The following is a 13,108-nucleotide window of genomic DNA, read 5'->3' as shown; positions in this document are numbered from 1 at the left end:
CATGGCGATGACAGGCGCCATGTCGCTCCCGGGCGCTCGCCACGGGAGCATCACCCTGCTGCTTCGCCTCAGTGACGCGATCGCGGCCATCCTGCTGGCCGCCGATCTCGTCGTAGTGTGCGCCTCCGTGCTGCTGCGCTTCTTCTTCAATGCGCCGGTCGAATGGTCCGACGATGTCGCCCGCGGCCTGATGGTCGGTTCGGCCTTCTTCGGTGCGGCCAGCGCGCTCGCGCGCGGCGAGAATGTCGGCGTGTCCTTCTTCCGCGATCTGCTGCCGCTGCGGCTGCGCACGCTCGTGGATGCGGCCAGCGCGCTGCTGATCGTGCTGATCTCCGGCTACGTCGCCTACAACGCCATCAAGCTGGGCTCGCTCACGGCCGGCCAGACCACCGGATCCGGCCTGCCGCTGGAGCTGACATTCTATCCGATGGGCGTCGGCGCACTGTTCATGACGGTGTTCGCGATCGACCATCTCTGCGCAAGGCCGCTGCCCGATATCGTCAGGGGGCTCGTTGCGATCCTCGTTGTCACCGGCCTCTATCTCGCCTGGGACTACCTGTCGCCGTCATCGGTGCCGTCGGCGGGCACCTTGATGCTGATCGGCTTCTTCGCGACCCTGTTCGGCGGCTTGCCGATCGGTTTCGCGCTGGCACTGGCCGCGCTGCTCTTCATCTGGGTCGAGGGCGCGTTGCCGGGCGTGATCTTCGCCCAGCAGATGGCGCGCGGCATCGACAATTTCGTGCTGCTCGCGATCCCGTTCTTCATCCTCGTCGGCTACCTCATGGAAGCCAACGGCATGTCGGTGCGCCTGATCGAGCTGTTGCAGCGCGCCGTGGGGCGTATGCGCGGCGGCCTCAACGTCGTGATGGTGGCCTCGATGGTGCTGTTCTCGGGCATCTCGGGCTCGAAGATGGCGGACGTCGCCGCGGTCGGCTCCGTGCTGATCCCCGCCGCGCGCCGCTCCAAGCAGAATCCGGGCGGCGCGGTGGCGCTGCTCGCGGCGTCCGCGGTGATGGCGGAGACCATTCCGCCCTGCATCAATTTGATCATCCTCGGCTTCGTCGCGAATCTGTCGATCGGCGGCCTGTTCATGGCCGGGCTGCTGCCGGCCGCGCTGATGGCGCTGGTCCTGATCGCGGTCTCCATCATCTTCGGCAAGCCGCCTGCGGAGGACGAGGATGTCGCGCCCCAGGCGCCGGTGTCCGGGCTCTGGAGCGGCGCCATCGCCGCGTTCGGGCTGATCTTCATGATCTTCTTCGGCTTCAAGAGCGGCTTTGCCACCGCCACGGAGATCTCGGCCTTCGCGGTCGCCTATGCGCTCGTCGTCGGCAGCCTCGTGTTCCGCGAGCTCAGCTTCAAGACGGCCGCGCACAGCTTCGTGCAGGCCGCGACCAGGGCGGGCCTCGTGCTGTTCATCGTCGCCGCCTCGCAGTCGCTGGCCTTCACGCTCACCCTGCAGCAGGTGCCGCATGCGGTCGGTGATTTCATGCTGGGACTGTCGAAGACCTCGGGCGTCTGGCTGTTCATCCTGCTCGCGATCGTCGTGCTGATCGTGATGGGCTCGGTGCTGGAGGGGGCGGCCGCGCTGATCATCTTCGGGCCGCTGCTGCTGCCGGTCGCCGTGCAGCTCGGCGTCGATCCCCTGCATTTCGGCGTCGTGCTCGTCATCGCAATGGGCATCGGCCTGTTCGCGCCGCCGCTCGGGCTCGGGCTCTACGGCGCCTGCCTGATCGGCAATGTGCCGATCGAGCAGACGGTGAAGCCGATCATGGGCTATCTCGGCTTGCTGTTCCTCTGCCTGCTCGTCATCGCCTTCGTACCGTGGCTCTCGACCGCGCTGCCGCGGGCATTCGGCTACTGAAGGAGACTTGCCGTGAAGGTCCTGCTCGCGCACACGCCGGAGATGCGGCGCAATTATTACGGCGACCGCAGCCTGAGCGGGCTGCGCGCGGCGGCCGAGGTGATCCTGCACGAGAGCGACGAGACGCTCGACGCTGGTGGCCTCGTGCACGCCGCGAAAGATGCCGACATCATCGTCGCCGATCGTATGACTGAAGGCCGCGGCGAGATTTTCGCGCAGCTGCCGCGCTTGCGGGCCTTCGTCCGCTGTGCCGTCGATATCCGCAACGTCAATGTGGAAGAGGCCTCGAAGGCCGGCGTGCTCGTAACCCGGGCCGGTCCAGGCTTCGTGCAGGCCGTCGCGGAACTCGCGGTCGGCTTCATGGTCGATCTCTCCCGCGGGGTGTCGCGGGCGACCGCGGACTACCAGGCCGGCCGCAAGGTGGAAGCGCGGATGGGCCGCCAGCTCGCCGGCAGCAGGATCGGCATCATCGGCTATGGCAGCATCGGGCGCTATCTTGCCGAGATCGCGAAGGTGATGCGCATGGAAGTGCTGGTCGCCGATCCCTTCGCTGAGATCAGCGACAGCGCCATCCGGCACGTCAGCCTTGATGAGCTTCTCGCCGCGTCCGACTTTGTCGTCTGCCTCGCCATCGCCAACGAGCAGACCGAGAATTTGATCGGCGACGCCGCGCTCGCGCGTATGCAGAAGCACGCCGTGTTCGTCAATCTCTCGCGCGGCAATCTCGTCGACGAAGCAGCGCTCGCGAAGGCGCTGCGCGAGAACCGCATCGCCGGCGCAGCGATGGATGTCGGCCGCGCGCCCGACCAGATGCCGAGCCCGGAGCTGGCGAGATTGCCCAACGTGATCGCGACGCCCCATGTCGGCGGGCTGACGCCGCAGGCGATCGAATACCAGTCGCTGGAGACCGTGCGGCAGGTGGAAGCGATCGTGCGAGGCGAGGTGCCTCCGGGCGCCGTCAATGCCGACCGCTGGACGCGGCGGCCTTGAATCGACGGCGCGATCGCAAGTCGCGCTGACGCTGGAAGCACCGCCGTCTTCACATCGTCATGGCCGGGCTTGTCCCGGCCATCCACGTCTTGCCTGAGGCACTAAGATCGTGGATGCCCGGGACAAGCCCGGGCATGACGATCTCCAACATTTGCGCGTGCTGTCGCGCCCTAAAGCCCATCGACTGCCCTGAACGTCCCGTCCTTCTGGATCACCGTCAGGAACACCTTGGGCGGCGTGTCGATCATGCGCAGGCCGACCGTGACGATGCTGCCGCTGATGTCGAAGCGGCCGACGTCGTTGATGGCGCGCAGCAGGCTCGCGCGCGTCGGTTGCGGGCCGGCCTTGACCAGCGCCGCAGCCGCGAGGCGGCCGGAGAGGTAGCCTTCGAGCGAGACGAAATCCGGCGGCAGCGTCGGGTCGATCGCCTTCTGTGCCGCCTGGTAGTCGGCGACGAGCTGCAGCGAGCGATCCCAGGGAAACGGCACCACTTGCGAGACGATGACGCCTTCTCCGTCGGGACCGAGCTCCTTGGCGAGCGCATTGGCGCCGACGAAGGAGATGTTGACGAAGGTCGGATAGGCGCCGCTGCGGTGCGCGAGCTTGATGAACTCGGCGCAGGGACCGTAGGTTCCGACCATGACGATGGCCTCGGGCTCGGCGCGCTTGATCGTGCGCCAGGCCGACCCGACCGCGCGGGTGTTGCGCTCGAAGGTGCCTTCGGCGGCAAGCTCCAGTCCGCGCTTGGCGAGCGCGCGCTTCACCCCGAGCAGACCGTCGCGGCCGAAGGCATCGTCCTGGTAGAAGATGCCGATGCGGGTGAACCTGCGATCCTCGGTGAGGTGCTTGACCCATGCTTCGGCTTCCGCGCCATAGCTCGCGCGGATGTTGACGACGTTGGGAAGCTCGAGGTCGCGCAGGAACTCGGCGCCGCTGAACGGGCCGATGAAGGGAACGTTCCTCGCGCTGGTGATCGGGATCGTCGCCATCGCGGTCGGCGTGCCCACCGCGCCGATCAGCGCGAACACCTTGTCGTCCTCGATCAGCCGCAGCGTCTGCGCCACCGAGCGGTCGGGGTCGTAACCGTCGTCGCGGCTGACGAGGTCGAGCCTGCGGCCGTAGACGCCGCCTTTCTCGTTGATCTCGTTGAACGCCGCGACGATGCCCTGGCGCATGCGCTGTCCGAGCGCGGAGGAGGGGCCCTCGAGCGCGGCGGCCTGGCCGAACAGGATCGCATCGTCGCTGACGCCGGCCTCGCCGCTTCGTGCCGGCAGCACGGCGGCGGCCAGCAAGGCGATGGTCAAGGCGAGGCATGTCGCGGAGCGCGATCGTGTCATGAGGAGTCTTGCCGATGCAGGATGGGTCCTTGCGGAAACAATAGTTCTGCGGGCTGAACAGGTCGCTAATCCGGCGTCGCACAACCGATCCGTAAAAATCCGGGTAAAACCGGCAGGATATGTCCAGTCTGCAGCGACTTGCAGGGCGCTCGTTAACTAAGCCGCGCAATGCGGCACGCCCGGATTCCGAAATTGTTCAGTTCTTAACCGCGATCCTTGTCCGATAGCGGTTCCGGTGGCTCAACCAGAAGTTCAAGCCGCCGTGCCGAGGGGGACGTGCGGATCAAGATGGGCGGTCGGGGTCAGAACGATCAGGATCGGGAGCGAAGGACCGGCTGGTGGCGTGCCGCGCCGCTGCTCGGGCTCTATCGTCCTGCGCTGGTCGCGGTCGCCGTCGGGCTGCTGTTCTCGGCGGTGGGCGCTGCCGCCGTCGCGCGATGGGAAAACCGCGTCAACAAGATCGAGTTCGAGAACGCGGCCGAGACCGAAGCGATCGTCATGCAGAACGGCATGGGCGAGTACATTTCGAGGCTGGTCGCGCTGCGTACGCTGTTCGAATCGACCAACGAGGAAATCACCCGCAGCGAGTTCGAGACCTTCAGCGCCCGCCTGTTCGAGCGTCATCCCGGCATGCTGCGCATCGCCTGGCTGCCGCGCGTCAATCGCAAGGAGCGCGCCGAATACGAGGCCGCGGCGATCGCCGACGGCGTGTCCGGCTACCGCATCAAGTCGCTTCAGGGCGAGGGCTTCGCGACCGCGCCGCAGCGCGACGAATATTTTCCCGTGTTCTACTCGACCCAGCCGAAGACGTCGCCGGTCTACGGCATGGACTATGCGAGCATCCCGGAACGCCTTGCGGCGCTGGAGCGTGCCCGCGACAAAGATCGGGTCGCAGCCATCCGCACCCGTCTCTACGAACCGAGGGAGGGCGGTCGGGTGCCCGACGTCCTCGTCGCCATTCCCGTCTACGCCAAGGGCACGTCGCGCGAGACGGTTGCCGACCGGCGCCGCAATCTGGCCGGCTTCGTGGTCGGCGTCTTCGATCTGCCGCTGCTGATCCAGTCCATCCGCGTGACCACCGGCGCTAGCCCCGCGGTCAGCGTCAACGTCTACCCGCCTTTCACCGGGAAGATCGTCAGTCTCGAGGACATGCGGCCGGACTATTCGTCCGCCGCCACCGCACCGCAGTCGATGCGGGACGTTGCGCGGGCCCTGCACTGGTCGGGCAGTCTCAAGATCGGCGACACCGAGTGGCAGGTGCGCGCCATGCCGACCGCGGGCGGCGCGCTGGAGACGGGCTATGATCGCGCCGTCGCGGTCCTCATCGTCGGCATGCTGCTGACGCTGTCGCTGTCGACCTATCTCATGCTCGCGAGCCGCAACTCGCGGCGGTTGTCGCTGGCGAACCGGCGGGTGCTCGAGCTCGCCCAGACCGACATCCTGACCGGCCTGCCCAACCGCGCCTTCTTCCTCGCCCGGCTCGACGAGCTCAACCGCCAGCTCGACATGGGCGGCGCGACCTTCTCGATCCTGATGCTCGACCTCGACCGCTTCAAGAACGTCAACGACTCCCTCGGTCACGGCGCAGGCGACGTGCTGCTGCGTCAGGTCGCGCAGCGGCTGAAATCCGCGTTGCGTGCCGGCGACGTGCTGGCCCGGCTCGGCGGCGACGAGTTCGCCATCATCCAGGAAGCCCGCGAGGACCAGCGCGCCTGCGCGACCGAGCTCGCGGCGCGGATCGCCAAGCTCGTGGCGCAGCCGTTCCTGCTTCCCGGGCATCGCGTCGAGATCGGCACCAGCATCGGCATCGCGATCGCGCCGGATCACGGCAGCGACCAGGAGCAGCTGCTCAAGAAAGCCGACCTTGCGCTCTACCGCTCGAAATCGGCGGGCCGCAACTGCTTCACCGTGTACGACGAGGCGATGTCCGCCGAGCTCGAGGCGCGCAACACGCTGGAAGGCGATTTGCGCGACGCCATCGCGCGCTGCCAGCTCGAGGTGCATTACCAGCCGTTCGTCGATGCCGTGAGCGGCGAGCGGCGCGGCTTCGAGGCGCTGGTGCGCTGGCGGCATCCGAGCCGCGGCCTGATCCCGCCGGATCAGTTCATTCCGCTGGCCGAGGAGACCGGGCTGATCGTGCCGCTCGGCGAATTCGTGCTGCGGCGCGCCTGCGCGGACGCGGCCGGCTGGCCGCCGGGCCTTACGGTCGCCGTCAATCTGTCGCCGATCCAGTTCAAGGAGGCCGAGCTGTTCGAGATGATCTGCGCGGCGCTCGCCGATTCCGGCCTGCCGCCGCAGCGGCTGGAGATCGAGATCACGGAATCGGTTCTGCTGGAGCGCGGCGTCGAGAACCTCGCCTTCATGGAGCGGCTGAAGAGCATCGGCATCGAGCTTGCGCTCGACGATTTTGGCACCGGCTATTCCTCGCTCAGCTATCTCACCGCATTCCCGTTCGACAAGATCAAGATCGACAAGTCTTTCATCCGCAACCTCACGCACCAGCCGCGCTCTTCCGCCATCATCGCCTCGATCCTGACGCTGGCGCGCGGGCTCGATATGTCCGTCACTGCCGAGGGCGTTGAGACCGTGGAGGAGTTCGAACGGCTGCGGGCGATCGGCGTCAACTTTGCGCAAGGCTATCTGTTCGGCCGTCCGCAGCCGGTGGATGCGATCGCATTCGACGAATCCGCCCCGCCATCGCAGCGCGACGCCGCCTGAGCGCGCGCCTCGTCCTTCGAGACGACCGCTTCGCGGTCTCCTCAGGATGAGGCTAAGCGGTGTCGCTGGCTGTTGAAACTGCAGCAGCGTACTCCGTCCTCATCCTGAGGAGCCCGCGACAGCGGGCGTCTCGAAGGATGGCCGCAATAAAGCAGCCTGCCACGCCTTTCATCGCGAACAACCCGCTGCAAAAAACGCAAGCGCGAAAATCGCTTGACCCGGACAGCCCCGGATGGTCGGTAAGAACCATCTAGGGGTGAAATGTACAATGCGGCTTCCGTTCTTCTTCGGCTGGGTCGTGGTCGCCGTGACCTTCGTCACCATGGCTATCGGCGTCAACGCGCGCACCGCCTTCTCTCTGTTCTTTCCACCGATCATCTCCGAGTTCGGCTGGGAGCGCGGCATCACTGCGGGCGCGTTCTCGTTCGGCTTCGTGGCCTCCGGCGTGGCGAGCCCGCTGATCGGCCGTCTGATGGATCGCGCCGGCCCCCGCGCGGTGATGGAGCTCGGCGTCGTGCTGATGGGCGGCGGGCTGCTGCTGGCTCCGCTCACCAGCCAGCCCTGGCATCTCTACGTCACCATCGGCGTCATGGTCGGCGCCGGCAGCGTCTGTCTCGGTTATTCCGGCCAGTCGCTGTTCCTGCCGAACTGGTTCATCCGCAAGCGCGGCTTCGCGATCGGCATCGCCTTCGCCGGCGTCGGCATCGGCTCGGTGACGCTGCTGCCCTGGGTGCAGCACATGATCGAGCAGACCGGCTGGCGCACCGCCTGCACCGCGATGGGCCTGCTCGTGCTGATCGCGCTGGCGCCGATCAATTTGCTGCTGCACAAGCGCCCCGAGGATCTCGGCCTGCAGCCGGACGGCGACGCCGCGCCCGCCGCAGGCGCGGCCAAAGCCGTCTCTAACGTCGTCGATCCCGTCTGGGTCAACACCGAGTGGACGCTGAAGCGGGCCGTCGCGACCGCGCGCTTCTGGTGGATCGCAATCGGCTATTTCTCCGGCCTGTACATCTGGTACGCCGTGCAGGTGCATCAGACCAAGTTCCTGCTCGACATCGGCTTCAGTCCGTCCGTCGCGGTGTGGGCGCTCGGCATCGTCAGCCTGCTCGGCATTCCCGGCCAGATCCTGCTCGGCTATGTCTCCGACCGCATCGGGCGCGAAGCGGTGTGGGCGATCAGCTGCGCCGGCTTTGCGATCTGTTTCGCGGCGCTGATCGCGCTGAAGTTCCAGCCCTCGCTGTGGCTGGTCTATATCATGGTGTTCACGCAAGGCGCGCTCGGCTACGGCCTCACCTCGATCATGGGCGCGGTGGTGTTCGAGATCTTCCAGGGCAGGCACCAGGGCAGCATCTTCGGCACCATCATGCTGGCGGCCCTGGCGGGTGGTGCGGCAGGTCCCTGGGTGACCGGCCTGCTCTATGATCGCACCGGCGACTACACGCTTGCCTTTCTGATCGCCATGATCGTGAGTGTCTTGTCGGCATTCTCGGTTTGGCGGGCCTCACCGGGCAAGGTGCGGGCGGTGGCGGGCCGGCTGCACAAACTGCACAGCGGAACCACAGGATAGGTTCCGGACGCACCGGATTACCTTCGCTTTTTTCGCAGAACGTTAAGCATGTCGCGTCTTGGCCGGACGCGGCATGATTGCAAAAACGTCTTGAACACCATCGGAGCGTTAGCCTCGGGCAGATTGCCGCATTTTGCGATGCCGCCGGGTTTGACGATGTCCGCCTCCGATTGCCTTGTGACAGAAATTCCGGACGTGCTGCGCGCGGCGCTCGCGCGCGCCGACGACGGCGTCGTCATCGTCGACGGCGCGCATCGCATCACGCATTTCAACGCCGCCGCGGAGCGGATCTGGAAGCTTTCGTCCGGCGAGGTCATCGGCCGCGATGCCGCCGTTCTCGCGCTCAAATGTCTTCAGGACGATGCCGGTGCCGATGTCCGCGAGGAGATCAGCCTCGTGCGCAACGACGGCAGCCGCATCAGGGCGCAGGTCGTGATGTCGTCGGTGACGGCCGGCGGCGCAACCCATCGCATCCTGTTCGCGCGCGACGTGACGTCCGATGCGGAACGCCGCGTCAGGATCGGGCTGCTCCACGCCGTCTCCGACCAGACCAACCGCGCGGTGATCATCACCGACGTCGAGCAGAACATCGTCTACGTCAACTCGGCGTTCACGGCGCTGTTCGGCTATACCAGCGAGGAGGCGGAGGGGCGCCGCGCGGGCGAGCTCATCGCCGGCCGCCACACCGATCGCAACGCCGTCGCAAAGCTCGTCAAGCGGTTGCTGACCGGCGGCCGGCGCAGCGAGATCGAGACGCTCGTCTACGACAAGGACGGCGAGGAGATCTGGATCTGCGCCCGGATCGACGCATTCCGCGACAAGAAGGGCCGGGTCAAGCACATCTTCGCGCTGATCGAGGACATCACCGAGACCAAGCAGCTGCGCTCGCTGCAGCAGCTCATCATGGGCTCGCTCGCCGACGAGATCCCGATCACCGACATCGCCGACAGGCTGTGCCGCCGGGTCGAGGAGATCGCGCCCGAGGTGGTCTGTTCGCTGCTCCACGTCGATGCCGCCGGGTTGATCCATCCGCTCGGCGGTCCGAGCCTGCCGGAAGACTATTCCCGCGCGCTGGACGGCGTCGCGATCGGTCCCAATGTCGGCTCGTGCGGAACCGCGGCCTTCTACGGCGAGCCGGTTCTGGCCGAGGATCTCGACACCGACCCGCGCTGGCAGCCCTACAAGGCCATGCCGCTCGCGATCGGCCTGCGCGCCTGCTGGTCGACGCCGGTCAAGGCCAAGGACGGCCGCGTCATCGCGACCTTCGCCTTCTACTATCGCGAGCCGCGCGCGCCGAGCAGCTGGCACCGCCGCATCGTCGAGGCCTGCGTCAATCTCGGCGCCTTCGCGATCGAGCGCAAGGAAGCGCGCGCCGAGATCGCGCGGCTCGCCTATCACGACATCCTCACCGGCCTGCCGAACCGTGCGCAGCTGCGCCACCTGATCACCACGGCGATCGATGCGTGCCCGACCGGCAGCCATGTCGCGCTCGCCTTCCTCGACGTCGATCATTTCAAGGACGTCAACGACACGCTCGGCCATGCCGCCGGCGACGAGCTCTTGATCCAACTCGCGCAGCGCCTGCGCGAGCATATCGGTCCCGAGGACATGCTGGGGCGGCTCGGCGGCGACGAATTCGTCATCCTGCTGCCGCAACGCAACGCCGAAGCCGCCGAGCGCGTCGCGGCCGGCATCGCCGAAGCGCTGTCCGCGCCCTTAAGGCTCGGATCCAGGCCGATGCAGATGTCGGCCAGCATCGGCATCAGCCTCTATCCTGACCATGCGACGGATATCGACACGCTGATGCAGCAGGCCGATGCCGCCATGTACATGGCCAAGCAGGCCGGCCGCTCCACCCACCGCCTGTTCAGCGCGGAGATGAACGGTCTCGCCGAGCAGCGGCTGGCGCTGATCGCGGCGCTGCGCCGCGCCATCGCCGAAGGCGCGCTGACCCTCAGCTATCAGCCGCAGATCCGCAGCTGCGACGGCGCCATCCATGGCGTCGAGGCGCTGGCGCGCTGGCACGATGCCGAGCTTGGCGACGTCTCGCCGGCAAAGTTCATCCCGCTCGCCGAAGAGTGCGGCCTGATCGAGCAGATCGGCCTCTGGTCGGTGCGCGAGGCCTGCCGGCAAATGGCGAGTTGGCGCCGGGCAGGACTCAACATTCCCTGTGTCTCGGTGAACCTGTCGCCGATCAATTTCCGCAACGTCACGCTGGCCGCGCGCCTCAAGGGCATCCTCGCCGAATACGATCTGCCGCCGGATGCCCTGATGCTCGAGATCACCGAGGGCGCGTTCATGCAGGACAGCGTCGCCGCGCTCGAGACCATGAACGCGATCCGCGAGCTCGGCGTCGGCCTCTCGGTCGACGATTTCGGCACCGGCTATTCCAGCCTCAGCCGTCTCGCCCATCTGCCGATCCGCGAGCTCAAGATCGACCGCAGTTTTATGCGCGACATCGAGAAGGACGCGGGCGCCCTCGCCATCGCCACCGCCGTGGTGCGCGTCGGCCAGGGCCTCGGCATGACCGTCGTCGCCGAAGGCGTCGAGACCGAGGGCCAGCGCAGGACGCTGGCCGAGCTCGGCTGCGACGTCGTGCAGGGCTTCCTCTACGCCCCTGCGCTCGCGCCCGTCGCCTTCGAGCGCTGGCTGATCGAGCATTGCGCCGAGCAGGCGAGGGCGATGCTGGGACGGCTGGATGTTGCGCCGGTGGTGGAACGCGAGGCGGTGAAGCGGTCGGCGTAGGCCGTGTACCTATAAGCCCGGCGGCGTTATGTGACCGATAACTACGTCCGCTTTGCTTCTATGGTGACCAAGTTCGCTGCCGAACAAGCCGCGTGGCGTTGCTCGGGCTAACGACCGTGTGCTTCAAGATGTCGGCTCATGCATTCGGCTGCAGGAACGTGCCGTATTGCCTGCTCGTGGCGACCCCGGCTGCGGCTTCTCCGACGATACGCATCGCTGCCATCATCGGCCACGGCCCGAGGCTCACCCGCCGGACGCCGACGCGGGTAAGGTCCGCGATTGCGGGGACGCCTTGCGTCACCATGATGTTGACCGGCAGCGGCGTGAGTTGGACGAACTTCGCGATGAGTGCGAGGTCGGTCAAGCCAGGGACGAAGATTCCATCGGCACCCGCCTCGGCATAGACCTTGGCGCGCCTTGCCGCTTCATCCAGGCATTGATCCGGCGATCCGAATTTCAGCAGAAACGGATCGGTCCTCGCATTGATGAACAGACGAATGCCGCGGGCCTGCGCGGCGTCCCGTACGGCTTTGATCTTCGCGGCATGCTGTTCGGGGCCGACAAGCTGCCGCTTTCCTCCGGACAGCCCGTCCTCGATGTTGATGCCGACGGCGCCGGCTTGCAGAATCCTGGCCGCGGATGCCGCGGCGGCGTCCGCGGTGTGGCCATATCCTGCCTCCAGATCGATCGACACCGGGACTGACACGGACGCTGTTATCCGCGACACCAGGCCCGTCACGATATCCAGCGGGACGTTTTCTCCATCGGCATAGCCGAGCGCGGCCGCCACCGCGCCGCTGCTGGTCGCGATGGCAGGGGAGGATTTCGCGATGGCTCTGGCGGTGGCAGCGTCCCAGGCGTTGAACAGGACGAGGGGGTCTGTGTTTCGGTGAAGGGCGTGAAATGTTTCGGCGTGCTGCTGCTGTGTCTTGGTGTCCATCGCGCGTACTCCCGGTCAGAGGGCTCTAGGGATGTTTGTGGCGACGCCTTCAGTTGGGCGCGTAGGTCTTGAACCAGTCCATGATCAGACCCGTGACTTCGGCCTCGCGTTCGAGGTGCGGGAAGTGCCCGACCTCGGGTAGGACGACGCGCTTGTGCGGCCCCTTGAAGAATGGCTCCTCCTTCACCGAATATCTCGCGGTCGGATCGTTGCCGCCGTAGATCGTCAGTGTCGGGGTGTACATCTCGTTCATCGGGAGCCGGCGCGCGAATCCCGCATTGAACAGGCCGCCGTAATATTTGAGCGCCGCGCTCATCGTGCCGGGAGAGCTGAGTGTCTCCTTGATCGAACGGAGATGTTCCTCGTTCTCATATGTCGGCGACCACAGCTTCCAGAGATAGTCGACGAAGGGGAGCCCCTCGATGTTCACCGCGGAGTCGGCGCCTGGAAGCTGGAAGAAATAGAAATGGAAGATCGATCGAACCGCATCGGGATCCCTCCTGATGCTTGAGAATGTGATCGGGTGGGCGGTGTTCATCACCACCGCGGCCTTGATCGCCGATGGCGCCGTGGCCAGCGCCTGAAAGGTCGACGTGCCACCCCAATCCATGCCCACGACGCACGCCTGCCCGTCATCGCTCAGGGCCGCGATGAGCGCTTCGAGATCCTTGCCCAGCGCGATGGGATCGAAAATCCCGTCGGCCGGGATCTCGGTCGGCGCATAGCCGCGCAGGAACGGCGAGACCGCGCGATATCCGGCGTCCGCGAACACTTGCATCTGCTTTCGATAGGACCATGCGTTGTCGGGAAAGCCATGCATGAACATGACGAGGGGACCGCTGCCCTGTTCGAGATAGGCAAACCTCACCCCGTTGGCCTCTACGTATTTCAGGGCGGGTTCGTCGTTCGCGTGCGGCATCGATCGTGCCGCGCTCTGGGTTGTCATCGCC

The 13,108-nt window shown here is 66.4% G+C and carries 8 protein-coding genes; 5 read left to right on the top strand and 3 right to left on the bottom strand.

Annotated elements, in window-relative coordinates; translation table 11 throughout:
* The first annotated feature begins 7 nt into the window (after nt 1-7).
* Nucleotides 8-1,861, top strand: coding sequence for a TRAP transporter large permease (locus A7X65_RS23095; RefSeq protein WP_063690735.1), 1,854 nt, complete (start codon nt 8-10; stop codon nt 1,859-1,861).
* A 12-nt stretch (nt 1,862-1,873) separates the two neighbouring features.
* Nucleotides 1,874-2,851 (top strand): hydroxyacid dehydrogenase, encoded by a 978-nt coding sequence (locus A7X65_RS23090; RefSeq protein ID WP_063689172.1) that lies wholly within the window; start codon nt 1,874-1,876, stop codon nt 2,849-2,851.
* Nucleotides 2,852-3,021: 170 nt separating this feature from the next.
* On the opposite strand, the gene A7X65_RS23085 is transcribed toward A7X65_RS23090, so the two are convergent.
* On the bottom strand, nt 3,022-4,188 hold the full coding sequence (locus A7X65_RS23085; RefSeq protein ID WP_063689169.1) for an ABC transporter substrate-binding protein: 1,167 nt from the start codon (nt 4,186-4,188) through the stop codon (nt 3,022-3,024).
* A gap of 288 nt (nt 4,189-4,476) precedes the next feature.
* Between A7X65_RS23085 and A7X65_RS23080 the strand changes: the two genes are divergently transcribed.
* From A7X65_RS23080 to A7X65_RS23070, 3 genes are all read left to right on the top strand, one after another.
* Nucleotides 4,477-6,906, top strand: coding sequence for a bifunctional diguanylate cyclase/phosphodiesterase (locus A7X65_RS23080; protein WP_063689166.1), 2,430 nt, complete (start codon nt 4,477-4,479; stop codon nt 6,904-6,906).
* A gap of 268 nt (nt 6,907-7,174) precedes the next feature.
* Nucleotides 7,175-8,473 (top strand): MFS transporter, encoded by a 1,299-nt coding sequence (locus tag A7X65_RS23075; RefSeq protein WP_063689163.1) that lies wholly within the window; start codon nt 7,175-7,177, stop codon nt 8,471-8,473.
* Nucleotides 8,474-8,629: 156 nt separating this feature from the next.
* A complete protein-coding gene (locus tag A7X65_RS23070) occupies nt 8,630-11,218 on the top strand; it encodes an EAL domain-containing protein (RefSeq protein WP_063690734.1) in 2,589 nt (862 codons plus the stop codon).
* A gap of 136 nt (nt 11,219-11,354) precedes the next feature.
* Here A7X65_RS23070 and A7X65_RS23065 read toward each other — a convergent pair whose 3' ends face one another.
* The gene (locus A7X65_RS23065; protein ID WP_063689161.1) at nt 11,355-12,158 is read right to left on the bottom strand and encodes an isocitrate lyase/PEP mutase family protein; all 804 of its coding nucleotides are present in this window, start codon (nt 12,156-12,158) and stop codon (nt 11,355-11,357) included.
* A 49-nt stretch (nt 12,159-12,207) separates the two neighbouring features.
* Nucleotides 12,208-13,104, bottom strand: coding sequence for an alpha/beta fold hydrolase (locus A7X65_RS23060; protein ID WP_063689158.1), 897 nt, complete (start codon nt 13,102-13,104; stop codon nt 12,208-12,210).
* Nucleotides 13,105-13,108 lie beyond the last annotated feature (4 nt).

Source organism: Bradyrhizobium stylosanthis (assembly GCF_001641335.1).
GTDB lineage: Bacteria > Pseudomonadota > Alphaproteobacteria > Rhizobiales > Xanthobacteraceae > Bradyrhizobium > Bradyrhizobium stylosanthis.
The sequence above is the reverse complement of the archived record's forward strand: the minus strand, read 5'-3'. Positions and strand labels throughout refer to the sequence as shown.